The 25,752-nt window shown below is 48.3% G+C and carries 17 protein-coding genes; 7 read left to right on the top strand and 10 right to left on the bottom strand.

Annotation, left to right across the window (positions count from 1 at the left end):
• Together BMW71_RS14910 and BMW71_RS14905 are read right to left on the bottom strand one after the other, a co-directional pair.
• Nucleotides 1-1,179: a hybrid sensor histidine kinase/response regulator gene (locus BMW71_RS14910; RefSeq protein ID WP_092176103.1), complete on the bottom strand. Its 1,179-nt coding sequence runs from the start codon at nucleotides 1,177-1,179 to the stop codon at nucleotides 1-3.
• A gap of 40 nt (nucleotides 1,180-1,219) precedes the next feature.
• Nucleotides 1,220-4,651 carry an ATP-binding protein gene (locus BMW71_RS14905; protein WP_092175595.1) on the bottom strand — a complete coding sequence of 1,144 codons (3,432 nt, stop codon included), beginning with the start codon at nucleotides 4,649-4,651 and terminating at the stop codon, nucleotides 1,220-1,222.
• Nucleotides 4,652-4,782: 131 nt separating this feature from the next.
• Between BMW71_RS14905 and sucD the strand changes: the two genes are divergently transcribed.
• The 5 genes from sucD (at nucleotide 4,783) to BMW71_RS14880 (ending at nucleotide 12,433) form a co-directional block, all read left to right on the top strand.
• Complete coding sequence (gene sucD / locus BMW71_RS14900) at nucleotides 4,783-5,664, top strand: succinate--CoA ligase subunit alpha (protein ID WP_092175593.1); 882 nt, start codon at nucleotides 4,783-4,785, stop codon at nucleotides 5,662-5,664.
• 289 nt (nucleotides 5,665-5,953) lie between these two features.
• On the top strand, nucleotides 5,954-7,912 hold the full coding sequence (locus BMW71_RS14895) for a DUF1592 domain-containing protein (RefSeq protein WP_092175590.1): 1,959 nt from the start codon (nucleotides 5,954-5,956) through the stop codon (nucleotides 7,910-7,912).
• Between the two features lie 43 nt (nucleotides 7,913-7,955).
• Nucleotides 7,956-9,344, top strand: a complete 1,389-nt coding sequence (locus tag BMW71_RS14890; RefSeq protein WP_092175587.1) for a DUF1552 domain-containing protein — start codon at nucleotides 7,956-7,958, stop codon at nucleotides 9,342-9,344.
• A gap of 72 nt (nucleotides 9,345-9,416) precedes the next feature.
• Nucleotides 9,417-10,916 carry a c-type cytochrome domain-containing protein gene (locus BMW71_RS14885; RefSeq protein ID WP_244891184.1) on the top strand — a complete coding sequence of 500 codons (1,500 nt, stop codon included), beginning with the start codon at nucleotides 9,417-9,419 and terminating at the stop codon, nucleotides 10,914-10,916.
• An 89-nt stretch (nucleotides 10,917-11,005) separates the two neighbouring features.
• On the top strand, nucleotides 11,006-12,433 hold the full coding sequence (locus BMW71_RS14880; protein ID WP_244891183.1) for a PhoPQ-activated pathogenicity-related family protein: 1,428 nt from the start codon (nucleotides 11,006-11,008) through the stop codon (nucleotides 12,431-12,433).
• Between the two features lie 2 nt (nucleotides 12,434-12,435).
• On the opposite strand, the gene BMW71_RS14875 is transcribed toward BMW71_RS14880, so the two are convergent.
• The gene (locus BMW71_RS14875) at nucleotides 12,436-14,571 is read right to left on the bottom strand and encodes an outer membrane protein assembly factor BamB family protein (protein ID WP_092175582.1); all 2,136 of its coding nucleotides are present in this window, start codon (nucleotides 14,569-14,571) and stop codon (nucleotides 12,436-12,438) included.
• A gap of 91 nt (nucleotides 14,572-14,662) precedes the next feature.
• On the opposite strand from BMW71_RS14875, the gene BMW71_RS14870 reads away from it, so the two are divergent.
• Nucleotides 14,663-15,166 (top strand): SixA phosphatase family protein, encoded by a 504-nt coding sequence (locus tag BMW71_RS14870; protein ID WP_092175580.1) that lies wholly within the window; start codon nucleotides 14,663-14,665, stop codon nucleotides 15,164-15,166.
• On the opposite strand, the gene BMW71_RS14865 is transcribed toward BMW71_RS14870, so the two are convergent.
• The 6 genes from BMW71_RS14865 to BMW71_RS14835 form a co-directional block, all read right to left on the bottom strand.
• Nucleotides 15,153-15,884 (bottom strand): SDR family NAD(P)-dependent oxidoreductase, encoded by a 732-nt coding sequence (locus BMW71_RS14865; protein ID WP_092175577.1) that lies wholly within the window; start codon nucleotides 15,882-15,884, stop codon nucleotides 15,153-15,155. The two genes, BMW71_RS14870 and BMW71_RS14865, sit on opposite strands and share 14 nt — an antisense overlap.
• Nucleotides 15,885-15,910: 26 nt before the next feature.
• Nucleotides 15,911-17,281 (bottom strand): MATE family efflux transporter, encoded by a 1,371-nt coding sequence (locus BMW71_RS14860; protein WP_092175574.1) that lies wholly within the window; start codon nucleotides 17,279-17,281, stop codon nucleotides 15,911-15,913.
• Nucleotides 17,282-17,290: 9 nt separating this feature from the next.
• Nucleotides 17,291-17,833: an NUDIX domain-containing protein gene (locus BMW71_RS14855; protein ID WP_092175572.1), complete on the bottom strand. Its 543-nt coding sequence runs from the start codon at nucleotides 17,831-17,833 to the stop codon at nucleotides 17,291-17,293.
• Between the two features lie 78 nt (nucleotides 17,834-17,911).
• Nucleotides 17,912-18,394 carry an Lrp/AsnC family transcriptional regulator gene (locus BMW71_RS14850; protein ID WP_092175568.1) on the bottom strand — a complete coding sequence of 161 codons (483 nt, stop codon included), beginning with the start codon at nucleotides 18,392-18,394 and terminating at the stop codon, nucleotides 17,912-17,914.
• Nucleotides 18,395-18,604: 210 nt separating this feature from the next.
• Complete coding sequence (locus BMW71_RS14845) at nucleotides 18,605-19,759, bottom strand: tetratricopeptide repeat protein (protein WP_092175565.1); 1,155 nt, start codon at nucleotides 19,757-19,759, stop codon at nucleotides 18,605-18,607.
• A 385-nt stretch (nucleotides 19,760-20,144) separates the two neighbouring features.
• Entirely contained in the window at nucleotides 20,145-21,326 is a 1,182-nt protein-coding gene (locus BMW71_RS14835) for an NAD(P)-dependent oxidoreductase (protein WP_092176098.1), read from the bottom strand.
• Between the two features lie 384 nt (nucleotides 21,327-21,710).
• Between BMW71_RS14835 and BMW71_RS14830 the strand changes: the two genes are divergently transcribed.
• A complete protein-coding gene (locus BMW71_RS14830) occupies nucleotides 21,711-24,680 on the top strand; it encodes a glycosyltransferase family 117 protein (RefSeq protein WP_092175560.1) in 2,970 nt (989 codons plus the stop codon).
• A gap of 217 nt (nucleotides 24,681-24,897) precedes the next feature.
• Here the strand turns inward: BMW71_RS14830 and BMW71_RS14825 are convergent, their stop codons facing one another.
• A complete protein-coding gene (locus BMW71_RS14825; RefSeq protein ID WP_092176095.1) occupies nucleotides 24,898-25,701 on the bottom strand; it encodes a class I SAM-dependent methyltransferase in 804 nt (267 codons plus the stop codon).
• Nucleotides 25,702-25,752 lie beyond the last annotated feature (51 nt).

Below are 25,752 nucleotides of genomic sequence, written 5' to 3'. Positions count from 1 at the left end.
TTATTTTTTTGCCGGAATTTCAAGCTTGAATTCCGTTCCCTTATTTATCTTACTCGTAAAAGAAATGTTTCCTCCAATGACTTCAATGCATTTTTTTACGATGGACAGGCCCAAACCGGAACCCTCACGTAGGCCAACGTTCTTTGCTCTAAAGAAACGGTCAAACAGCTGGGATTGTTCGCCATCGGAAATTCCAATTCCCTGATCCTTTATGGAAAGCTTGAGCACTTCGTTTTCGTGACGAACCGTAAAGGTAACCGTCCCGCCATCCTTGGAATACTTCACGGCATTGGAAAGCAGGTTTTCCAAAATCTGATACAGCAAGTCCATGTCTGAGGTGATCATTTTTGGTAGCTTATCAAAATCAGTGATAATTTTGACATCGTTTTCCACCCCGGCCTTCACCATGTCGACGACTTCGTTCAAAAAAGCAGAAGTATAAATCCGTACCGGCTTGTAGTTCATTTTATCGGCATCCGCTTTTCCAAAGAAGAGTACGCTGGTAAGCAAACTGTTGAGGTTGCGCACCGAATTTTCGATTTTCGTTGCGTGCTTCACTATTTTGACCTTGAAGGGATGGTCTTTTTCGGCATAGAGCTTAAGCAACTGGGCCGAACTCAGAATGGAAGTCAGTGGGGTCTTGAATCCATGGGAAACGTTCTGCACGATACGGGATTTCAGTTCACTCAACTCCCGTTCCTTTTCGAGCGCTTTTTGCAGCTCTTTGTTGGCCTCGTTGAGATCGGCGGTACGCTTTTTGACCTTTTCCTCCAGCTCGTTATTCAAACTCTGCAGTTCCTTTTCCTTTTTGTCCTTAAAAATGGCCAACTCAATCACCATGTTCAGTTCCCGGATATTGAAGGGTTTGATGACGTAGGCGCTGGGATTGGTTACGGCTACCTTCTGTAAGGTTTCGGAATCGGAACTCGCCGTAAGGTATACTACCGGGATGTTGTATTTTTCGTTGATGATCTCCGTGGTTTTGATACCGTCCAGCTTTCCGGACAGGTTGATGTCCATCATGACAATATCCGCCCGGTTATTCTCGAGTATTTCCAGGGCCATCTCACCGGAGTCGGCCATTCCAATAATCTGGTGGTGGTTTTTTTCCAGCGCTTTTTTGAGCAAAAGTGCCGACACGGTATCGTCTTCCGTAATCAGTATTTTGAGGGAAAACATACGTTCAGAATTCGTAAAGTCACGCATTTCCATGATAGATTTAGCTGTCCAAGGGTAAGAAAATTTTTACCAGGGTACCCTTCCCCTTTTCACTCTCAAGAAGTATGGTTCCATCCAGGCGTTCGACCAGGTGCTTAGAAATAGCCAACCCGATTCCCGCTCCTTCAAATTTACGGTTAAAACCCTTACTTTCCTGTTCAAACGGATAAAACAATTTGACCAGGTAGTCTTCACTGATCCCCACTCCCTGATCCCGAACCTGCAGCGCGAGCTGGTGCTCAATTTTCTCCACATGTACCTGTACCATGCCCTTCTCGGAATACTTAATCGAGTTACCAACGATATTATTAACGATTATTTCCAGGCATTTACGTTCCACATTTGCAAAAAAAGGTCTGGTGGGGAACTTTGAAGTGACTAAGATACCTTTTTTTATTCCCGCAGATTTATGTTTTACCAAAATTTTTGAAATAAAATCATTGATATTGGTTTTTTCCAATACGAAATCCACCCGGTCGGCTTCAATTTGGGAAAGATCCAATATATTGGTCATTGTTTGAAGCAGCCTTTCGCCACTTTCCCGGATAATATCCAGGTGACCAAGCAGTTCCTTATCCTCTGATCTTCGTTGGATTAGGTGTTCGGTACTACCCAATATACCGTTAAGAGGAGTCCTTAGCTCGTGACTCATGTTGGAAATGATGCTACTCTTCAGCTGACTCACCTCCTCGGCTTTTTCCTTTGCATGCTTCAGGCCCTGTTCAAATGCCTTCTTTGTCGAAATATCCCGAAACACGTTGAGGTACAAGGGATTCCCGTCAAAATCCTCCTTCATTCGGGAAATAAACAACTCGATTTCCTTAGTTTTGCCCCGAAAGGGCATTTTTAATTCCCGGGTAAACCCGCTGTTGTCAATTTTCGCCAGGTCCTCGCTGATTTCATCCCGAATGGACGGATAGAACCCGGGATCGGCAAACAGGTGAGCGACGCCATAGGTTTGCAACTCCTTTTCGGTTACCGAAGCCATTTCACAAAGCACAGGGTTGGCGGCGATCACTTTCCCTCCCTTAACCGAAAGCAGCAGCCCGTCTTGAGAGCTATTCCATACATTTCGAAACCGATCCTCCCGATTTGCTATCTCCTGTGTTTTCTGATGCAAGGTGTTCCGCATCCTGCCCTGGTTTTTCGCCTGCCGGTACAAGAGGCTGATTCCATAGCCCAAGGCCAACAGAAAGGCAGCAAGCAGCAATAGAAACCAAAACTGCAGGTAAAACGGAAGGTCAATTTGAAACCGATCTGAATAGACGACCTCGGACGGCGGATAGCCTGACAAACCTGCCTTTAACGCCAGCCGGTAGTCTCCCGGCGGGAGATTGTTGAAAAACAATTCGTTGGTACGGGGGTTTACCAATGCTTGCCATTCCGTGTGAAGGCCTTCCAGCCAGTAATAAATAGTAAGGTCCGGGGCGTTTCGAAAACTAGCCGCGCTAAACGAACAAACAATATTGTTTAACCGAAAAGGGATTTTCAGAAAATCGGTTTCTACAGGTATGGCATCCAATATGGCAACTTTTTTTAGAAAGACCAGGGGGCTTTCCAGCGACTCCTGATCTTCTTCCGGATAGTATACCGATACGCCGTTTTGGGTACCAATAAGAATCCTGCCCTTATCTGCTTGTGCCAGCGCACCCCTACCCACATCGTTTCCAATCAGGCCCGTTTTTTCGGTAAACACCCGAAGCCTATCCGCTTCCTGTAACAGTACCCCCGAATCGGTACCCAGCCATAACTGGCCCTTTTCATCCTCCAAAAAAGCGTACACCGGGTGATCGACGGTTTGTCCATGAATGCGTGCAGGGCGCAATACGGTATCCTCAAGGCTGAAAAACCCCTTTTCCGTACCGACAAAAAGGGAGTCGTTTCGTTCCAAAAAATCGTATCCTTGCAACTTGATTGCGTTCGGATAGACCCGTAGTTCATTCGAGGAAACGGTTCCTCCCGCTACCAAAATCATCCATTTGCCATTTTTCAGCCGGCCGATTTTTCGGATAAAGCCGATGGGTTTATCCGGAGGCAAGCCAATATCGTATTCGTTTAGATCGGGTGACCTGCCAGGCGCCGGTAATCGGGCCCGGTACACCCGCTGGTCCCCGGCCACCCACAGGTGTTCCTCATCGGTCCATACGTAGGAGACCAACTGGTTTTCAGGCAGTGAAAACAAGCGCATGTCCATAGTCTCAGCATCAAAAAAACCCAACCCATGGTCATAAGCTGAAAACCACACATTGCCGCGGCTATCCAAACTAAAGTTCAGCACCCGGTCTCGCCGGTCTGGAACGATTTCCGACGAGAAGAAATGCGTAACTGCGGGCGTTCCCCCTCTCCAGGCCTGAATGCCGTTTTCGAAACCCACCAGGTATTTTTGCGGGCCATATAAAATCGCCGCCGAGATATCTGGCGCAGGAGCCCCCGTTTGTTCGTCAAAATTTTGAAATTTGGTGCTGGCAAGATTTGCCAATCCCCGAAACGTCCCAATCCAAATAATGCCTTCCCGGTCCACCATCGCCGTGTTTACCTGCCGGACTCTGAGTTCCTCGTACACCGACAGCACAAAACGGCGCCGGGTCTTCGTATTGAATTGATACAGGTGCGAGTTGTAATAGAAGTATACTTTCTCGTTTTTTAGAAAAAGGTCAAAGCGATCTTTGTGACCAGTGGGCTCGTCACGGGTAATCCGATACAGCGTATCGCTCAGGCTATAGGGGTTTTCTCCCGCGTAGAGACGGTTTCGGGTTAGGAAAAAATAAGACTGGCTTCCGGGCAGGCGGGCCATTTTTACCAGCGGTTCGTCCTCTGGCCAGAAATCCATTTTTTGCTCCCGTTGAAAGCTACCAGCTGACATCCTGTAGACCCCTCGCTCGAAAAGAAATAGTGTATCGTTTTCAGAGACAAAATGGGAATAGAAGTCTCCCAGCCCACTGGTCGGTAAAGCGGTGGACGGCTCGCCGGATCTTTTCTGGTGAATCACCCAATCGGGCAGTACCAGAAAAAGCTCCTTCTTTGGTCCTTGTCCCAGGGAGAAAAAAACCATGGAATTGTGATTGCCAGTAGCCAGGCTATCCGTAAGCAGTGTTTCTGCTTTTTGCCAGGAATCACCGGTATGGCGATAGACCAATGGCCGACCACTTTGCTGGTACACCCAGACCTGCCCGTCCGCGTCCACGAACACGTTTTGCTCTGTGGTAAACGTTTGGCGGATGCTATCCGGGAGAAATTCGGAACGAATTCCGTCGGAAAACTTCACCCCCTGGTTAGTAGCCACCCAGATAAAGCCCTTTTGATCCTGGGCAATGGAATAAATAATATTGGGCGTTTCTCCCAGTCCTCTGATTTGCTTATTAAACTTAAACGTTTGACCGAAAACCAAATACTGACACAGGAGAAAGAAAACCAGAGGAAAGAATTTATTCATAGCTTGTCAAACTGTTCCTAAAAATATAAAAACTTATCAATAGTGTAAATTAAATTGATATTGTTTGCCATTTCTTTTTGTGATCGCCCTTTATCTTCTATTTTTGTAGCGAATTAATCAAAAGCAGACACATGAGCGTATTGGTAAATAAAAATTCCAAAGTAATCGTACAGGGATTCACTGGAACGGAAGGTTCTTTTCATGCCCAACAAATGATCGAGTACGGAACCAACCTGGTCGGTGGAGTTACTCCGGGCAAAGGAGGCAGCACTCATTTGGGTAAACCTGTGTTTAATACTGTAGAAGAAGCTGTTAAGGCCAAAGGAGCAGACACCACCATAATTTTTGTCCCGCCGGCTTTTGCGGCCGACGCCATCATGGAAGCGGCCGATGCCGGAATCAAAGTGATCATTGCCATTACAGAGGGTATCCCCGTCAAGGACATGATGAAAGCCAAACCCTATGTAAAAAAGAAGGGAGCCACCCTGATCGGACCTAACTGTCCCGGAGTCATTACCCCCGGCGAAGCCAAGGTAGGAATCATGCCTGGTTTTGTATTCAAGCCAGGAAGGGTAGGCGTGGTATCCAAATCCGGCACCCTGACATACGAAGCAGCAGATCAAATTACCAAAGCCGGCCTGGGTGTTTCTACCGCCATCGGTATTGGGGGTGATCCGATCATTGGGACATCCACTAAAGAAGCGGTGCAGCTATTGATGGAAGATCCGGAAACAGACGCCATTGTGATGATCGGAGAAATCGGCGGAAACTACGAAGCCGAAGCTGCCAAATGGATCAAAGAAAATGGCAACAAAAAACCCGTCGTGGGCTTTATTGCCGGGCAAACAGCCCCTCCTGGCCGACGAATGGGCCATGCCGGAGCGATCATCGGAGGAAAAGACGATACTGCAGCCGCAAAAATGCGGATCATGAAAGATAACGGAATCTATGTGGCCGAGTCTCCGGCTGAAATCGGAGAAGTGATGGCTAAAGCACTGGGCGTAGACGCTTAAGTAGCGCCTACCTACATTAATCAGGAAACTCTTACGGAGTTTCCTTTTTTTTGCCCGGTGGAAATACCAAAATGCCTTTTTTTGCCCAACTAAACACGTCCGGGAATGAACCTGTATCTCCCGGATAACTGCCTTTCCCTACCGTACTACCGACGCTTGCCGCTCTCCTGACCAAGAAGAAAGATGCTCCTGCATGACCATCTATCAAAATGGGATTGGAATTATTGGATATTTTTAGTTACTTTCCTCTGAAAAATTCCTAGATACCCAAAGAATACCTATTGCTACAATGAAAGCGTGTACCTGGCTAGTTTTGTCATTCCTTAGTATTTCGACTGCTTTTTCGCAGGAAACCCTGGACTATGCCACGGAAATCATCCCCGTCCTTAAAAAGAATTGTTATTCCTGCCACAATGTAGGAAACCCTAAGGGAGGAGTAAACCTGGAACGCTACGAAGAAGAAGGACGAATCATCAAAGACGGTCAACTTTGGCTCAAGGTGGTGGACCAGGTACGAACGAAGGAAATGCCTCCCTCCAACAAACCTGCACTCAACGAAGAAGAATACCACGTGTTGGTGGAAGGAATCAACGGGATTCTGATCAAATCCCTCGAAAAGAAAACGCCCGGTAAGGTTGTGATTCGCCGACTCAGCCATACCGAATACGAATACACGGTGCAGGATTTGATGGGGATCTTCTACGATGCGGTTAGGAGGTTTCCCGCCGATGGATCCGGAGGCGGAGGTTTTGACAATCAGGGAGGCTCATTGTTTTTTACGCCCCTGAAAATGGAGAGGTATTACGATGCCGCAGAAGAAATTGTAACGAGTGCATTCGAAGATCCCTCAAAATGGGCCAACCTCGTGCCTGTCCCCTACCGGCAAAACCTTTGGCAACGTTTTATAAACTGGCTTGCGCCAAAGTTCATGGCAGACTTCGAGCCCCTGAATCCACCGGAGAAAGCGGCAGAAAAGGTCATTTTCCCGTTTGCAAGCAAGGCTTTTCGGCGCTTGATCAAAGTTGAGGAGAAAGAAAAATTCCTGGATCTTTTCGGCAAGATCTATGCGTCCATGCCGGAAAAGACCGACCCCCTTCGCTTCGATCAATCGGTCGCCGAAGTATTCAAGGCCATTCTAATTTCCCCTTCGTTTTTATATAAAATGGAGGAGGAACCCGTCGGCAACGAGCCGGTACCTCTGGGTGATTTTGAGCTGGCCAGCAGGCTTTCGTATTTTTTATGGTCCAGCATGCCAGATGATACCTTGTTTCAACTGGCAGTGGCTGGTAAACTGCAGGACCCTCAGGTGGTGGATGCACAGGTAAAGCGCATGCTTCAGGATCCCAAATCCATACGTTTTTCCGAATCATTTGTAAGCCAATGGCTGGGGATTACCCGGTTAAAAGACCCAAATGCGCCACTTGCAGATCAGGTAAAATTTCCGGAATTCACCCCTCCGATACGCGAAGCCATGTTTCGTGAGACCACGGCTTTTTTTCACCACGTGCTTACCGAAGAAAAAAATTTCCTGCACCTGATCAGCAGCGAGTATTCCTTTCTAAACGAACCCCTTGCCAGGTATTACGGAATAGCGGGTGTTTCCGGAAATGACTTCCAGAAAGTACGGCTTACCGACGGAAACCGTGGAGGGTTTCTCGGAATGGGTAGCGTGCAGGCGGTAACCTCCCTACCCACACGAACCAGCCCGGTACTCCGGGGCAAATGGGTATTGGAAGAGCTATTGGGGACGTCCCCTCCACCCCCGCCACCGGATGTGGCGGAACTTCCGGAAGACGAAGGATTGCACGAAGAACTTGGATTAAAGGCCCTTTTGGAAAAACACCGCTCCGACCCTGCCTGTCAATCCTGTCACGAGAAAATGGATCCCCTCGGCCTTGGCCTGGAAAATTTCGGTGCCGATGGCAAGTGGCGGGAAAGCTATGGCAACACCCCCATCGACCCCTCCGGTGTCCTTGCCACCGGAGAAACCTTCGATGGACCGGCCGAACTGAAACGTCTGCTATTGGAAGAAAAAGAAAAATTTGCCAGAAACCTTTCAAAAAAAGCACTTTCCTTTGCGATTGGCCGGGGGATGACATTTACAGACGAGACCGCCATTCGGGATTTGACCGCCACGCTAATGGAAAATCAATTCAATCCGGATGCATTCCTTAGCGAATTGGTGCAGAGCTATCCGTTTCGAATGAAAATCAAAGATTTTCAGAAAAAGGTAAATGAAATCGATTGAAAACCATTGACTTTACGCGTGTAAAATACGTAACTTAAACATTATGAATAAAAAGTGGCACATTTCCAGAAGAAGAATGCTCAAAGGGGTCGGTGCTGTCATCGCCCTACCCTTTTTGGAGGCCATGGCATCTCCGCTTAGCCTGGGCGCAAGGTACAGCAACGATGGTTTTCCTGTTCGGTCCTCCTTTCTGTTTATGCCCAATGGGGTGCATCCCGGAAGGTGGACACCCGAAGGAATTGGCAGAGATTTCACACTTTCTCCCACCCTCAGTCCCCTTGCACACCTCAAAGACGATATTTTGGTGCTTGGCCAACTGATGAACAAGCATTCCATATTTCAGGGAGCCGATGGCCATTATGCCAAAACCGCCAATTTACTTACCTGCCTACCCATACAAAAGACAGCTGGGGACAATATAAATAGCGGGGGAATATCGATCGATCAGGTCCTCGCAAACCATTTCAATGGACAGACACTCTTTCCTTCCCTGGAATATGGTCTGGACCGGATTCAAACCGGCGTGGATATTAACGTGGGATTTACCCGCCTCTATGCCAGCAGTATTTCCTGGAAAAACGCCACCACCCCCTTGTCCAAGGAAATTGATCCGCGATTGGCCTTTGACCGGCTATTCAAATCCTTTGTACCGGGCAACAAAGCTACCGAAAATCCCTTTAAAAGCAGTATTCTGGATGCCGTACTGGAAGATGCGAAATCGCTGAAAAATAACCTGGGTCGCTCCGATCAGGACAAGCTGGAGGAATACCTGGAATCCATCCGATCCATTGAAAAGCGAATCAACAACCCCTCCCATCTGAAGGATTTTGCCAGTAACATTACACCGGATATAAAGAAAGAATTGGTTCGGGTAAACCAAAACATCGATGAGTACGTGGAGGTCTACGGAGGTGTAGACATTACCGAAAAAACACGCCTGATGTTCGACATCATGGCGCTGGCATTTTGGAGTGATGCCAGCAGGGTGTCAACTTTCATGTTTGGCAACTCCGTAAGCAACCGTAATTTTTCCTTTTTGGAAGGGGTGAGCGGTGCCCACCATTCCCTTTCCCACCACATGAATCACCCGGAAAAACTGGAACAATACGACCGCATAACCCGCTGGCACCTCGAGCAGTATGCCTACTTCCTCGATAAGCTTAAGTCCATAAAAGAAGGAAACGGAACCTTGCTAGACAATTCGCTGGTGATGTTTGCTTCGGGCTTGCGGGATGGCAATCGGCATTCTCCACGTGATTTACCCATCATCGTCGGCGGCCATGGAGGTAAAAAAATCAAATCAGGCCAAAACCTTATCTATGAGGAAAATACCCCCCTGGCCAATCTGTATACCAGCTGGATGCAGGCGGTGGGCGTCGAAAAAGAAACATTTGCAGACAGTACCGGAACCCTATCCTCCATCCTTGCCTGAGATTATTAACCATTCAGCAGAAGCTTGCCGAAAAACCGACAGGAAAAACTATTTCTGTTTGCAGGATTACCTATGAATAACCAAAAACCGCAAACGCTACCCCCGGTACGATTCCTTGCCTCCTGGACCGTTGCAGGGTTTTCGCTTTTGACAGTGGCCGTCTACGGATCCCTGTATCTGGCACCGGTTTCACTGGATGCACAAAACCCCTTTTGGGTAGTTTTGGGGAGATTTCACCCCCTCGTGCTTCATTTTCCAATCGTATTGATTCTGTTGGTCACGGTGCTATTCCTTTTGGCCCTCCTAAAACCAGCATTCGTGAATCCCCTGCTCCTCCGTGGTCTACTGGGGGCCTCGATGCTGTTTTCCTTTTTAGCTGTCCTTGCCGGGTACCTACTATCCGTCTCCGAAGCCTACTCCGGCCCACTGGTGAGCAATCATTTCTATGGTGCACTCCTTACCGGAACCTTTGTGTCCGTAACGGCTTTCCTGTACGAAGGGCAGGTTCGCTCGAAAAAAGCGCCTACCCCGCTTTTTTTTGGTTTTCTGCTCCTTACCAATGCGTCTCTGGCTTACACCAGCCATGTTGGGGGGTCGTTGACGCACGGAGAGAGCTATTTGTCCGAACCCCTGAAGGCCCTTTTGCCCGCCAAAACGCCTTCGAAAACTCCGGAAGAAATGCTCCTGTACGGAGATGTGCTGGCAACGATTCTTGAAACGCGTTGTGCAAATTGCCACAACCAGAATAAGTCCAAAGGCGATCTGCTCCTCACCAGCCATACTGCCCTGCTACAAGCGGGCAAAAGCAAAAAAAAGGCGGTGATCCCAGGGGATGCAGCCGGTAGCGAACTGTTACAGCGCGTGCTTTTGCCCGAAGAGGACGACGAGCGCATGCCCCCGGACGGGAAACCGGGTCTTACCGAAACAGAAATTAGCTTGCTACACTTCTGGGTAGAATCCGGCGCCTCGGAGGAATTGCGACTGGGCCAAATAACCAACGATAGCATTTTAGCACAGCTGGAGCAACTCATGCCAGATATTCTACGTGCGCAGCACAAAATTATAGCGGAAAAAGAAGCCTTTGAGGCAGCCCAACGCGAATTAGCGGAACTGGCATCGGAAACGGGTATCGAAATCATTCCGGACGATCTGGCAAATGGGAAGTATTTTGGTATGAAAATGAAATTCCCACCGGCATCCTTTGGCAGTGAGGAATTGCAGCAATTCTCCGGGTATTTCCCGTACTTTTCACGGGTCTCCTTGGCCTCAAGTGATGTCAGCGATGATGCCTTGTTTTTCATCGGAAAAATGAGTCAACTCCGACGCCTGGTCCTTCAAAAAACAGCCATCACTGGGGAAGGTTTGCCGTACCTGAGCGATATACCTGCGCTGGAAGAACTCAATCTCTCCTTTACCCCACTGGAAGATGGACACCTGTTGCACCTGCTTTCCTTTCCAAACCTAAAGAAAGTATACCTCTTTGGCACACCCATCAGCGAGGCCGTGATTGAAGCCTTGCGCCAACACCGCCCAGAAATGGAGATCATTTTAGAAGAAGGACCGTTTTACTAGTAGTCCTTTTCGTGTTTTACAGGTAGTTTACCTATACAATTAACTTGCTTATGCCTCGTTTAGCGAACCCTCTACAAAAACCAGCACGATTGCTGGCCTATCTTTTTTTTACCGTACTGGCGGTTCAGTGCCAACCCAAATCGGATCAGCAAACAGCCGTATCCACTACAAAGGGCATTGACCTGCTAAAGTCTTATGTAGCCAAAAACCAGGAAGCATTCACCTACGAACTGGTGCACGAACAACAGGAAGAGACCCACGCGTACTATGTTTTGAAGATGACTTCACAAAACTGGTTGGGCCAATCGGAGGTCAGTCCGACTACCTGGTGGCATTACGTGTCCTTTGTTATTCCAAAGGAACTGAAGTACGAAACTTCCCTGATGGTCATAAGCGGGGGAAGCAGTGGAACTAAATTACCGGAAAACCCGGATGAATTGATTCTTGAAGCCTCCTTACTCACCGGTTCTCCGGTAATCAAGGTTCACAACATCCCTTTCCAGCCGGTACAGTACGTGGGAGATAGCCTGGCGGAAAAACGGACGGAAGACGGTTTGATCGCCTACGGATGGCGGGAATTTATGGAGCGGGGGGCCACTGACGAAGCCGCGACATGGTTGGCGCGATTTCCGATGACGGAAGCTGTTGTTTCCGCCATGGATGCTGTCGTTGATTTCGGAAGCAAAAACCTTGACCTAAGTCTGGAAAAGTATGTAGTTGCCGGAGCCTCCAAGAGAGGCTGGACTACCTGGACCACAGCGGCAGTAGATGACCGGGTGGTTGGCATGGTGCCCATTGTCATTGATATGCTAAACTTACAACCTTCGTTTATGCACCACTGGCAAAGCTACGGTTTTTGGGCACCGGCAGTGGACGACTACACGCGGGAAGGGATCTTCGATTGGATCAATAGCCGGGAGTTTGCACGATTGCAGGAAATCGTCGAACCCTATCAATTTCTGGACGAGTACCGGGAGATCCCTAAACTGCTGATCAATGCCACCGGTGACCAGTTTTTCTTACCGGACAGTTGGAAATTTTATTGGAGCGAGCTTACGGGAGAAAAGCACCTGGCCTATATCCCCAATGCGGGACACTCCCTGGATGGATCGGACGCCATTGAGGTTATGCTTGGTTTTTATGCACAAATTTTGGCCGATCAGCAACGGCCCCAGTACAGCTGGGAGGTAACCGACGAAGCCATCCTCGTACAAACAGACCCGAACAATCCTCCGGCATCGGTCAAACTATGGGTAGCTACCAACCCCAGTAAAAGGGATTTCCGAATAGACGAGTTAGGTCCTGAATGGACATCCACCACCATTCCTCTTACAGAAAACGGCAACTACCGCATACCGCTGAGCAGTCCCGAAAAGGGCTGGACCGGACATTTTGTGGAGTTAACCTATGCCGGAAACGCTCCGCTCAAATTTACAACGGGTGTGAAGGTGCTACCGGAAACCTATGCCAACGAGCCTTTTGTGCCGAAATCGCCAAAAGGTACGCCCCTACCCTAACCTCATTCATTCAGACTAAAAGCCAGGTAATAATCTCCGGAAGGGGTGCCCATTTTGCCACCTCCGGCAGCAATGACTACGTATTGCTTGCCATCCACCGCGTACACGGCGGGAGTTGCATAGCCCCCTGCCGGTAATTTGTACTTCCACAGTTCTTCGCCGGTTTCCTTATCAAAGGCCCGGAAATATTCATCCTTGGAAGCAGCTATAAAGACCAGTCCTCCGGCAGTGACTACCGGTCCGCCATAATTTTCGGTTCCGGTTTGGGGAATGCCCCGGGCAGTTAATTCCGGAAATTCGCCTAGCGGAACGGTCCAGGCGATACTCCCTTTGTTGAGGTCAATGGCATTGAGGGTTCCCCATGGAGGCTTGACCGCTGGGTATCCTTCCTGATCAAAAAAGCGATTGTATCCCGTCGTGGTATAGGGTACGGCGGAAAGATTGGATTCAGCACCCCGGTTATGGCTGTCCTGGATGTTCTCTGGTTCCAACAAATAGTTCACCAGGGCTTCGCTGGTTTCGGGCTTCAGGTGTTGAAAAGCAGGCATGCGGCCCTTTCCTTTCGCAATGATGCTACCGATCTCCTCTTTGGTCAACCGCTCCCCAACTTCCAGAAGCGAGGGAAAAGCACCCGAAGGGTCTCCGTCTCGCTGAGGCCCGTGACACATGCCGCAATGGGTAACGTACGCCGATTTCCCCAGAGAAACACTTGCTCCCAGCGTTGGAACCATGGTCAATATCCAAGGCATTTCGTTGGCATTGACGTACAAGCATCCGGATTCCTGATCGTAGGCTGCACCACCCCATTCTCCTCCTCCATCGAATCCGGGAAAAATCACGGTACCCTCGCTACTTGGGGGCGTAAAGGTATGCCCAAATTTAAGGCTCTGGATCCTTTCACGTACGTAAGCTTCGGCTTCCGGAGAGATGTTCGTCACTTCCTCCTCGGTAAAAACCTGTCTGGAAAATGGTGGCGGTACCAAAGGTAGGGGCTGGCTGTCCCAGACTTCCTCGCCTTCCAGGCTGGATGGAGGCACGGGTACCTCTTCGATGGGATAGATGGGCTCGCCGGTGGCCCGGTCAAACACAAATACCCTACCCGTTTTGGTGATTTGGGCCACCGCCGGGATCTCCCTGTTCTCTTTTTTGATGGTGACCAAGTTGGGTGGGGCGGGCAAATCCCGGTCCCATACATCGTGTCGTACCGTCTGGTAGTGCCAGATGCGCTCTCCGGTTTCTGCATTTAGGGCAATCAGGGAGTTGGCAAACAGGTTTTCCCCCAGTCGATTGCCACCCCAGAAATCAAAAGCAGCCGAACCCGTGGGGATGTAAACCATTCCGTTGGCTTCATCCAAACTCATGCCTGCCCAGCTATTGGCCCCGCCGGCGGACTCATGGGCTCCTTCGGGCCAGGTATCGTGGCCATACTCCCCCGGCTTGGGAATGGTATGAAACACCCAGTCGACCTTACCGGTACGTACATCGAATGCGCGTATGTAACCCGGGGCAGCGTCGGAGTTTTCCGATACCCGCGTTCCCAGAATAAGTTTGTTCTTATAAATGACACCCGGTGTGGAAGAAATTACATAGCGATCACGGGCCCAATCGCCCAAACCTTCGTTCAAGGAGACCTTTCCACCGTCTCCAAACTCCGGGATCAGCTCCCCGTTTTTGGGATCCAGCGCAAATAAATACGGACCAGCAGAATAAAACAGACGGGTTTCCTCGCCGGACTCCCAAAACATCATGCCCCGGTTGACGCTGCCTCCGATCTCAAAGGTTTTGTTGGGATCGAATTCCCAACGTTCCTTTCCGGTCGCAGCATCTACCGCAAAGGCTTTTAATCGGGGGCTGGTTCCGTACAAAACCCCATCGATGATCAGCGGATTGCATTGAATCTGTGTGTTTCCCTTTTCACCCAAATCGCCCGTTCGGTATTCCCAGGCTAGCGCAAGTCCTTTCACCGTGGACTTGTTGATCTGATTTAGGGTCGAATACTGGGAACTGCCTTTACTTCCCAGATAAACCGGCCAATCCTCACCGGCTCCTTGATTTACAGAGGGGGATGTTTGGCAACTCAAGAGTACACTCACCGCCATTGACCAAAACCCAAAGATTCGCATTTTCAAAATATTCATCTAACTTAGAAAGCTGGTTGCGAACAAATATATCAAATTTGATCCACCCTGCCTTGCAGAATTTTCGGGGAATCGTTGAACGCCAATAATCATGAAAAAGCTATTACTTGTCCGCCATGCCAAGTCCTCCTGGGACCATCCCTTACTTTCGGATCACCAACGTCCCTTAGCAGCGAGAGGGGAACGAGACGCTCCCCGGATGGCCAAACGATTGCTCGGAAACCGAATTTTTCCGGAAAAAATACTCAGCTCCGATGCGGTGCGGGCCGTGCAAACCGCCGAACGCTTTCTGGAAGAATTTGCCAGACTAGAGCCGGAATTTGAAAAAACCGGAGCGTTGTACCATGCGAATTCCGGAAACATCCTGAACTGTATCCGTCAGACACCCGACCGGATTGCCTGCTTGTTTGTTTTCGGGCACAATCCGGGACTCACCGATTTGATAAACTCGCTGGGAGAAAGGCTGGATAACCTCCCTACCGCAGCCGTTTTCGGATTCCAGTTCCTTTGCAGCCGCTGGGAAGAAATCGGTCGAAAAAACGCTTCCTTTTGGTTGTACGATTTTCCAAAAAACCAATCGCCTAAAATTTTCTAACATCTTGCAGTACCTCTGGAAAGTCCCGAAAATGCGCTATCAAATGAAGCACCTTATCGGCGACGGACTCGGGCGAATCCAAGCTACCCTCGGTTTTGAACGATTGAAATTTTTCCAGATTGGTAAAACTATCCTTCGAAGCCGAACGGATGGCTTCTTGCATGGGTGTATCGATGATTCCCGGCGAAAGTGCATACAAGGAAAAGCCCCTGTTTTTCAGATCTGATTCGTGTTGGGCCACCGCTGTCATCTGGTTAAGGGCCGCTTTGGAGGCGCTGTACCCCGACCAACCGTCCATGACCTTGCTTGCCGCTCCTGAACTGATATTGATGATCAGTTTCTCCCCATCAAGGCGGTCGTATTGTTTCATAAATTCATTCATGAGCAAGGCGGGAGCAATCACATTTACCAGGTAAATCTGACGGATGGCATCGGGATCAATGTATCCATTGTGGGCAATGTCTCCGATCCAGCCCGCATTGTTAATCAGACAGACCCTGTCAAATGGCCCCTCCGGGAAAATACCTGCGGTGTTCTTCAGCAAGGCTTCGGAATCGGCCAGGTCTAGCTCCAGCCCGGTAAAATTGGGCTTTGGCTCCATGAATGATCTGGCGATTCCAATTACCCGGTTTTTTGGATGTTGGATCAAGCGGTCGGCGAGTGCTTTTCCGAGGCCTTTACTTGCCCCAGTGACGATGTAACAATGGGTAGCTTGCATGAGATGGAAATGTTTGTTTCAAAGTTTCAAGCCGGACTGGATTGCTTTTGCAAGGATTGCCGGTACAGGCGCAAACTTAAGGAATGAAACCGATAAATCAGCATTATGGCCGTCAGGGTAAGCCCTGTCAACAAGCCGATCCATATACCCAGCTCGTTCCACTCCAGGTAAAAAGCCAGCACATAGCCCAGCGGCAATCCGATCACCCAATAGGCTACCAAGGTAACGAGGGTGGGGACTTTGACATCGGAAAGACCTCTAAGCGCTCCCAGCCCCACCACTTGCAGTCCGTCGGATACCTGAAAAAAGCCGGCAATGATGAGCAGGGTGGCCGCCATCTCGATGACGGGCCGCTCGTCAATGTAGAGCAAGGGCAAGTAATTTCTGAAAAGTAAAAAAAACAGGGCAAATACAGCCATGAAAACGGCTACCATTCCGAAAATAGTAAAGCCGACCTGCCGCAACCGGGCAATGTCATTCTTTCCCAATTGGTTTCCCACGCGCACCATGGCGGCGGCCGATAAGCCAGAGGCCATCATGTAGCTCACCGAGGCCAGGTTGATGGCTATCTGATGGGCAGCGAGGGCATTTATCCCGATCCAGCCCATCATAATGGCAGCCGTGCTGAATGCGCCTACTTCAAAGACAAACTGCAATCCGGTAGGAATACCGATACGCAGCATTTTTTTAAGAATAGCAAATCGGAGATTTTTTAATTGAAAACTGCGCAACATCCGGGTATACCTACCGGAACGCGTGACGTACATGTAAATCGCAAACGCCATCAGGATACGCGATACCAAGGTAGCCCAGCCGGCTCCGTTTAATCCCAGCTCCGGAAAGCCCCACTTTCCGTAGATCAAAAGCCAGTTGAGTCCCACGTTTACCAGATTAAAGAGCACCGTGATGTACATGGCTTGTTTGGTCTGGGAAAGTCCTTCAATAAATTGCTTGTACGTTTGAAAAAACATGAAGGGAACCAGCGAAAAAGTAATGATCAATAGGTAAGGAATTGCCAAAACAACGACTTCTTCGGGTTGCCCCAGCCATTTCAATCCGGGAGAAAGTCCCAGGATAACCAGGAACAATACCAGGGAAGCAAAGCCGTTGATAACGAAGCCATGGCTCAGGTAACGGCCTATTTTACCCGTTTTACCTTCCCCATCTGCGGCGGCGACCATTGGCGTGACCGCCATCGAAATTCCAATTCCAAACATCAGGATTAGAAAAAAAATGCTATTGGCAAGTGATGCTGCAGCAAGGGGAACTGCGCCGAGCCTTCCGACCATCACGTTGTCTGCGACCCCCACCATCACCTGCCCCAACTGACTGAGCATTACGGGGTATGCCAAGGAAAAGGCGGTCGTAAAATCTTCTTTGTATGCCGAAAAGCGCATGACGTAAAATTAACTCATTTTTAATCGAATGGCCGTTTTTAGAACAGCGGCAACACTGATGCCATCGGTAATCTCGCCTTCCATCACCATTCGAAGTACATCCGCAAAAGGTAACCTGCGCACTTGCAGGTCCTCGGTGGGATCAAACTCCGTCTCACCCGGAACCAACTCTTCCGCAATAAACACAAAACCAACCTCATCGGTTACGGAATTTGACGTATGAATTTTCATCAGTTCGCTCCATTTTCCCGCCGTAAGGCCCGTTTCTTCTTTCAACTCCCGCTTGGCGCTATCCAGAACATCTTCTTCCAGAGGACCGCCCCCCATGGGAATTTCCCAGGAATATTCATCAAGGGTGTAGCGGTATTGCCCCACTATCCAGGTATGCAGCTCCCGGTCGAGTGGAACGATCGCCACGGCTCGATTTTTGAAACGAACGGTTCCATAAATCCCCCTGGATTGGGTAGGAGTGATCACCTGATGCTCTGCTACACGTATCCAGGGATTGTCGTACACCTCTTTTGTCGAGATGGTTGTCCAGGGATTTTTCATCGCTATAAAAAATTTAATTGTAATAAAAAAAAGGGTGACTGACAGCCACCCTCCCTATGTATTTGGTACACTACTACGTTATGCAGGTATGGGGAGTACTTTACTGTCCTTAAAGGTAGAAAGAATCACCATGGATTGCATGGAATCCACTTCCTTGATTTCACTAACCTGCTCCAACATCAATTTCTGGTACGAATTGATATCCTTGGAAATGATCTTCAGGATAAAATCCCCGGTTCCGGTGATGTGGTGGCACTCGATTACCTCCGGAATTTCATTGATTTCCTTCATAAAGGCATCAATATTTGTTTTGTTGTGACCGATCAGACCAACCAACACGAAGGTACTCACGCCCAAGCCAATTTTTTCCGGATCCAATTTTGCGTGGTAGCTTTTGATAATCCCGGACTGCTCCAACTTTTTCACCCGCTCCAGGGTAGGTGCGGGAGATAAACCTATATCTTTTGAAAGCTGTGCATTGGTAATCTTTGCATTCGCCTGAAGAATCTCTAAAATTTTACGGTCGATTTTGTCAAATTTGACTTTTATGCTATTATCCATATTGTAAAGAATTTACCGAATTATATGTGGTACAAAGGTAATCTAATTTATGTTTATTTTAAAGACATTTACGAAAAAAACGTAAGTGAGGACGAAATATTGTTATTAATTTGTCTATTTTATTAAAATTATTACTCTTACTGTTTTGTGATTTCTAAAAAAAGGTAGCGTTCCTCTCGATTAGGCTTTGCAAGAACGCCTTAGTGTGTGTCAAAGTTTATTCTCTTTCAACAAAATTCGTGCCTCTTTGTGGGCCGGATGCCTTCTTTTGGCGTTGGCTTTTACCGCATCCAAAAAGCGTCTCGCCTCGGCACCGTCCCCTTGATTTATGGCCAATTTACCTAACTGCAGCAGGGCAAATAAATAATAGCCACTTTCCTGGGAATTAAGCTCGTCGCCAAAAGCCACGGTCTCCAGGTAATGCTTCCTGGCCAATTCTTCCTGTCCCATCCGATCAAAATATTGCGCAGCAAAAAAGGAGGCGTACCGGCCGCTGTTGGCCTCATAGCCGGTCCAACCTGCTTCTATGCGTTTCAAGATTTCAAGAGACACCTCCATGGCTTCTTTTCCTCGCCCCACTGCGTACAGCTGCCTGGCAAAAAACCGGTGGAAATAGGGATTGTCGGGGTACTTTTCGTGCAGGTAGGTCGTAATTTCCAGCGCCTTGAAAGGTTGCTTTTCCTCCGAGGCATAGAGACGAAACAGAAAATACTGGGCCTCCACCCGGGCATAGAAGGAGTTTTCGGCCACTTCTTCCAACTGCTGTAGTCCCAACTGCTGATCTCCCTTTGGGAAAAGCAGCATGACGGGGCGTAGCAGGGGGTAATTATCAGGAATCCATACGGAAAAATAGTTGAACAGTGCATCACCAAGTAGTAATTCGGGGTTTAACTCTTCCTCGCCCCTACTTAGTTCGAGGTATTTGAGAGCATTTTTTCCAGCAAAGGTAGCACTCGTCCAGTTTTTTCGTTCGCTGTGCAGCCTTCCCTGAAACCCGTAAGCACCGGCCAGAAAAAAAGCAGCCTCTTTGTTTTCCGGGTCTTCCTCCAACATTTTTGCAGCTTTTTCGATGGTTTGGTCCATGTACCGTAAAAAAAGTGCGTCGTAACTTTCGTTTTCGGTCGCTACCGTGATTTTCCACCACTGACTCAGTCCCATCAGAAAGTACGGCAGCGGGTGTTCCGGATACGTGTAACGCATCACCTGAAAGCCTCGCTCAGCTTGTTCAAAATCGAAATTATACATGCTGTTGACGGCATCGGTAATCCGGAATTGGAGCCCTTTGTCCAGCAACAAATACGAACTCTCCGATTCGCCAATTTGGGTCACTGCTTCCATCTGCCCTGCTGCCTGCGACAGTGGCATAGCCAGCGTTGCCAATGAAAAGATACTGTATAAAAGATACCGGTTCAAATCGAAAATGGTTTAAGTTAACCCGTAAACAACGTTTACCTGCAATTAATTTCGAAACAGCTGGAAAATTCAGTATCCCGAACGGAAGACCATTTCCTGCATTTGCAAAAATAACGAAAAAATACCTCGAACTGGTACCATAGCTGACTCCACCTAACGGAGGGATCGGTCTGGATGTCCGTAATTTCTTCGTTTTGAAAAAGATATCTGGTGAAATCCCTACTTTTTAGTATATTCATCGCAGAAAAAAAAAACAGACCCATTAGACCAAAACCACATGAAATGCAATCCCGGCCAATGGATCTGTAAACAGCAATAAGATAAAAAAATTAACAGCTTACCTTCGAACCGACTCTTTCTTTACATCCTTCTCTGCCAGAATACTTTTCCAGGCAGTTAAGGCCAGAGAATCCGGTATATTGATATCGTCAAAAGTGATTAATTCTCCCTGTTCAATGTTCCGTTTCAATTGAACTTTACTCAGTAAGCCGATGGGTACATGCTCCGGATTGACTTTGATTTCCAAAGCCTCACCTCGTACTTCCATGCCCCCAATACCTTTATCTATGATGGAACCCGCAGAAAGGTTCTTCTTTGCAATGGCACCCACGCTAATCGACGGGCTTTCACCGTTGTTGAGCAAAATCTCTCCCTGATTTACAAGATTCAAAATCGTGTTGGGTATTTCGAAGAAACAGAGATGCATGGGTTTGTACAGCAAGTAAAACGGACCATCCCCCATTTTGTAGGTCCGGAGTTCTGCTGCCAGGTCTTCCTGATGGCTGGCGGTAATAAACACACCCGGAGGTGATTCCCTGGAGATAATGTAGTCACTGATGACCTTGTTCTCCTTGTGCGCTATTTCACCCAAGGCAAATGCCCCTTTTTCAAAATCCGAGGTCTCGTAGCCTATCAACCCCTGCTGCACAATATCTAAGCCCAGCCCATTTGCAATCAACGCCTGCTCTATTTGCAATTTCGTTCCGTCGGTAAAAGAAGTTACCGAGCTCAAGCTGTAGCCTTGTTTCTGCGCCCAGAACAACATGTCCTCGAGCGAAGGGTTTTGGTTCAGAAAACCTTTGATATTCCCATAAACCAACGGAGCGAAACCCATTTGGACCACTTCCTTATTCAATGCAGCCAAACAGCCGGGTTGGTCTCCATTCGCCTCGGTGATCACTCCGCGACGGGAAAGCCACGAACCGGTGACCACCTGCGTATCGGCATCCATGGTCACCACAGGTAATTTATAATCAAACGCTTTTTGTATTACCTCGGTAGAATAGATCGGATCGCCCGTACTGACAACGATTAGATCCGACGCGTCCAACACCTTTTCTACCTCCGTTGTCAGATAATCCTGACTCACACCGAGGTCGTCTATCCGCCCCTTCCGGCGGGTCACGATTCCAGAGAGGAGCATGTCCTCCCTTCTCACGAGTAGTTTGGCAAGGCCCCTGCCAATACCTCCGGTACCTACGATACCTACTTTTAGTTTTTTGCTGATCGCCTTTCTCATAAAATAAAAATTTTTTGCTGTTTTTTTATGACGGGTTAAAGATAGATAAAAAAATTTAAAAATCATTTTATTGTATTTAAAATACATAAAAAATATTTTAAAAATATATGTTTAGGCGTCGATCGGAATAAAAGGCAAACGCAATTTCTCCTTTCTTTAATTGGGTATTTTGACGATTTACAAACCAAAAAATTTATAAGTTTTTTTTATTATAAAATAACCTTTGGAATTGTGTGAAATAAAAAAAAACAAAAAAATATTTTCACCTAAGCCCGTGGAGACGAAAAAAGGGCAATCCCTCGTGCTGGATTTTTAAAAAACGTTAAATCGTCCGTTATTCCTGATAAATTTTTTATTTTCGCTTTTCAAATATAATCCGAGCACATGCCAACATATACCAGGGTAAACAATCTAACCGGTTGGACGGCCTTCCTTATTGCATTTATCACCTACCTGTTTACCATCGAGGAAACGGCGAGTTTTTGGGATCCCGGAGAATTCATTGCGGTAGCCTACAAACTTCAAGTCCCACATCCTCCGGGAGCTCCGTTTTTTCTACTGATTTACCGCATGTTTGGCTTTCTGGCGTTTGGAGAAGGGTTGGATGTAGCCTACTGGATGAACGTGGGCAGTGCCTTGTTTTCCGCATTTACCATTTTGTTCCTATTCTGGACCATTACACTATTGGGAAGAAAATTGTATGGTATCGGTGCCGGTGAAGACCCTTCAAAAGAACAAACGCTCTCGCTGATGGGTGCCGGACTGATTGGTGCCCTTGCCTATACCTTTTCGGATAGCTTTTGGTTTTCTGCGGTAGAGGCAGAAGTATACGCCATGTCCTCCTTTTTTACGGCCATCGTCATTTGGGCTTTTTTAAAGTGGGATGTAATCCGCGATCCCCGTGCCGAAAACCAATACATGATATTTATCGCCTACCTGGTGGGATTATCCATTGGCGTCCACCTACTAAATCTGGTTACGCTGCCCGCACTTGCCCTGGTGGTTTACTTCAAGAAATACACCCACCATACGGTCAAGGGCGGCATCATCGCCTTTTTGTTGGGTGGTGTGGCCCTGGTGATCATTAATAACATCATTATCCCCGGTCTGCCAAGCATCGCTGGCTCACTGGAGATATTTTTCGTCAACAGTCTGGGGCTTCCGTTTGGATCCGGTATCGTTTTCTTTGCGTTGCTGTTTTTGGGTGGACTTACCTACGCAGTGGTATACTCCTATCGGCGCGGAAAGGTAATTTTAAATACCATTCTTCTTTCGCTGACCTTTATCTTGATCGGATACGGATCCTATGCGCTGATAGTGATTCGGGCAAATGCGGATCCGGTAATCAACGAAAACGACCCCAGAGACATTATCAGCTTTGTCAGCTACCTGAAGCGGGAGCAATACGGCTACCGTCCCCTGCTTCACGGGCAGTATTTTACTGCAGACGTGATCGATCAGACCGAAGGAGCGCCAGTATATGCCAAGGGTGACGAAAAATACGAGATCGTCGACTACCAGTTGGAGAACACGTACGATCCGGAAAAGACGACCATTTTACCGCGGATCTATTCCACGCAGGAACGGCACAAGCAGATCTACCGCAGCAAGCTGGGCCTGAGAGAAGGGGAAGACCCCACCTTCTTTGATAATATATATTTCATGCTCGATCACCAGTTGGGGCACATGTATTTTCGCTATTTTATGTGGAATTTCAGCGGCCGGGAGAGTGATTTTAGCGATGCTCCTTTCTTAACCCTGTTCAGCAGCCTACAAACGGACTTTCCTGAATTCATTAAAGAGAATAAAGGGCATAACAATTATTTGATGCTGCCACTGTTGCTAGGGCTGATTGGTATGTTTTTTCAGGCCAAACTGGACCCCAAGTCTTTTTGGCTGACATTGATGCTTTTCCTTATGATGGGGGTAGTGCTGGTACTCTACCTGAATTCGCCTCCCGTGGAACCCCGAGAAAGGGACTATATTTATGTGGGCTCGTTTTACGCCTTTGCCATATGGATCGGATTTGGTGTGCTGGCTATCCGCCATCAACTCCTGAAGCTTAAGAAAGGAATGGCCATGGCTGGCGTGTATGCGGCATTGATTTCCCTGCCTGTCCCGGTTTTGATGGCCGGAGAAAACTGGAATGACCATGACCGATCCGGAAGGTTTTTCTCGGTGGATTCCGCCCGTAATTTCCTGGCGTCCTGTGAACCCAACGCCATCCTCTTCACTGGCGGGGACAACGATACCTTCCCCCTTTGGTACGTGCAGGAGGTGGAAGGATTTCGCACCGATGTTCGGGTGATCGTGCTGAGTTATTTTGATACGGACTGGTACGTCAAACAAATGGCACGGCCGGTGAACGAATCGCCAGCCCTGGACTTTACCCTTCAGTACGAAAACTATAAAAAAGGCACAAACGATGTCCTGTACATCACCGACCGCCTGGAAAGCCTGCCCCTGGTTGACTACCTGAAATTACTTAAAAACAATAGCGAGCTGCTGAAACTTTCGAGCAGTCGATCCAGCAACATTAATACCGTACCTTCCCGAAACCTCACGCTACCCATAGATCAGCAGCGTGTCGACTCGCTGGGAATTTTGCCAGAAGCGTTCCGAAATTTGCAAATTCCTCAATTAACCATTCGGCTGCGGGGCAATTACGTCACCAAAGGCACGCTGATGTTACTGGATCTGATTGCCACCAATAACTGGGAGCGCCCCATTTACTTCAACAATACCTCACTGGCAACGATTGGATTTGATATGAGCCAACATGTGGTCATGGAAGGGCTTACCTACCGGCTATTGCCGATCCAAAAGCCCGACAACCAGGAGGAGCTGGTGAACACCGAACTGGCCTACGAAAATGTCATGAATAATTTTGCCTACCGGGGCATGGATAACCCGGGTAATTATTTTGACGACGAATTTCGGCGGTTTACTTCCAACCACCGAAGCGTATTGAACAGCGTTGTGATCGCTTTATTGGAAGAAAAGGATTTGCAACGGGCAGAAGATGTACTACGTTTGAGTCTGGAAAAGTTTCCCCACGAAGCCATCCCCTACGACCTGGCCAGCGGGCAATCGGTACCCTTGCTGTTTGAATTAGGCATGGATGAAGAGGCCATGCATGTAGTCAACGAAATATCCCATCGATCTGTAGAAATGCTCGATTTTTATGCGGAAACCGGCAGAGCCATGGACCGGGAGGCCTCCATATCCATGCAAATGATGCGGTATTTTATTCCCTTATTGCGCGAACAGGGATATGACGAGGACGCCGATCGATTGCAGCGGGAATACGAGCGGCTTTTCGGAGAAATGGATAGCCGGCTGCCGCGAAGGTAAGCATTCTATCCGCTAGCGGGAAAGGAACCCGTAACCGGATAGAACCTTCCACAAGCTCCATTCACAGGTGGACCGTTGCTAATCGGCCTGCCGGTGGTGATGAGAATCACGCGCAGTTTCCAATCCGTTGGAATGAATATATTGGTGAGAAGAGTACTGCTGTTCGTGCTTCGCATTTCCGGAAAATTCGGTTGACCGGAGGCGATCGGCAAACCCGCTAGCGGGAAGTTTCGGAGGCAGCCACCGGACTTTTGTGAAGAATGTAATACAAATCGAGTGCCGCTGCCGGATCATCTACTAGCAGGTAGTCTTCGTGGCTGATTTCTTCCACCGCCCTACCCTGACTCCGGTGAAGGCTGTTTCGGTTCATCCGGTTGGCGAGTTCGTAGGGGATTTTCAACAGCGAAGCCGGTAGGCGGTATTGCAGCTTCAGGAAGTCCCAGCGGGTAAATTTCTCGACGGATTTCTTATTGGCCCGGTAGTAGTTCCACACCTTTTCGTTGCCACCAATGCCTTTGGTTTCTACCCGGTCGAAAAATTTCTCGCAGTGTGCCTGCAACTGCTCGGGGGTATACTCCCGAATATGCCAGGGGTTTCTTGTGAGGGAAAATCGGATATTTGGGGTAGAGATCAGCGCGAAGCCGCCCGGTTTCAATACCCGGTAAATTTCCTTGAGAAACAGGTGGTCTTGCTGGATGTGTTCGATCACCTGAAAACTAACCACACAGTCATAGCTATCCGATGGGATGGTGCCCAGTGGGGGCAAATGGGCCTGCTCAAAGGTATAGTCCGGGTATTTCTGTTTTAACCTATCCAAAATTTCCCCTATCTTGTCTATTCCATGATACCGATTGACCAAAGGCCCCAATGCGGCGACCCCTCTGCCCTCTCCGCACCCGATTTCCAGCAAATCACCGGATACGTAGTCTTTAGCCACAATGTAAGCCTTGTACAAACGTTGATGAATGGGGTTATCGCTGATCAACTTATCGGAAGTAATTTCCGTTGTATAGGTAGCCATGTAAAATTTCTTTATTTTGAACAAAATTACGGTTAATTTTTGAACCAACTA

Source organism: Cyclobacterium xiamenense (assembly GCF_900109255.1).
GTDB classification, from domain to species: domain Bacteria; phylum Bacteroidota; class Bacteroidia; order Cytophagales; family Cyclobacteriaceae; genus Cyclobacterium; species Cyclobacterium xiamenense.
This window is presented reverse-complemented; position numbering and strand designations above follow the sequence as displayed.

Bases quoted from the DNA above. Each gene is read 5' to 3' on its own strand.
- BMW71_RS14910 (WP_092176103.1), bottom strand. From the start codon at position 1,179: ATGTTTTCCCTCAAAATACTGATTACGGAAGACGATACCGTGTCGGCA.
- BMW71_RS14905 (WP_092175595.1), bottom strand. From the start codon at position 4,651: ATGAATAAATTCTTTCCTCTGGTTTTCTTTCTCCTGTGTCAGTATTTG.
- sucD (WP_092175593.1), top strand. From the start codon at position 4,783: ATGAGCGTATTGGTAAATAAAAATTCCAAAGTAATCGTACAGGGATTC.
- BMW71_RS14895 (WP_092175590.1), top strand. From the start codon at position 5,954: ATGAAAGCGTGTACCTGGCTAGTTTTGTCATTCCTTAGTATTTCGACT.
- BMW71_RS14890 (WP_092175587.1), top strand. From the start codon at position 7,956: ATGAATAAAAAGTGGCACATTTCCAGAAGAAGAATGCTCAAAGGGGTC.
- BMW71_RS14885 (WP_244891184.1), top strand. From the start codon at position 9,417: ATGAATAACCAAAAACCGCAAACGCTACCCCCGGTACGATTCCTTGCC.
- BMW71_RS14875 (WP_092175582.1), bottom strand. From the start codon at position 14,571: ATGAATATTTTGAAAATGCGAATCTTTGGGTTTTGGTCAATGGCGGTG.
- BMW71_RS14870 (WP_092175580.1), top strand. From the start codon at position 14,663: ATGAAAAAGCTATTACTTGTCCGCCATGCCAAGTCCTCCTGGGACCAT.
- BMW71_RS14865 (WP_092175577.1), bottom strand. From the start codon at position 15,884: ATGCAAGCTACCCATTGTTACATCGTCACTGGGGCAAGTAAAGGCCTC.
- BMW71_RS14860 (WP_092175574.1), bottom strand. From the start codon at position 17,281: ATGCGCTTTTCGGCATACAAAGAAGATTTTACGACCGCCTTTTCCTTG.
- BMW71_RS14855 (WP_092175572.1), bottom strand. From the start codon at position 17,833: ATGAAAAATCCCTGGACAACCATCTCGACAAAAGAGGTGTACGACAAT.
- BMW71_RS14850 (WP_092175568.1), bottom strand. From the start codon at position 18,394: ATGGATAATAGCATAAAAGTCAAATTTGACAAAATCGACCGTAAAATT.
- BMW71_RS14845 (WP_092175565.1), bottom strand. From the start codon at position 19,759: ATGCCACTGTCGCAGGCAGCAGGGCAGATGGAAGCAGTGACCCAAATT.
- BMW71_RS14835 (WP_092176098.1), bottom strand. From the start codon at position 21,326: ATGAGAAAGGCGATCAGCAAAAAACTAAAAGTAGGTATCGTAGGTACC.
- BMW71_RS14830 (WP_092175560.1), top strand. From the start codon at position 21,711: ATGCCAACATATACCAGGGTAAACAATCTAACCGGTTGGACGGCCTTC.
- BMW71_RS14825 (WP_092176095.1), bottom strand. From the start codon at position 25,701: ATGGCTACCTATACAACGGAAATTACTTCCGATAAGTTGATCAGCGAT.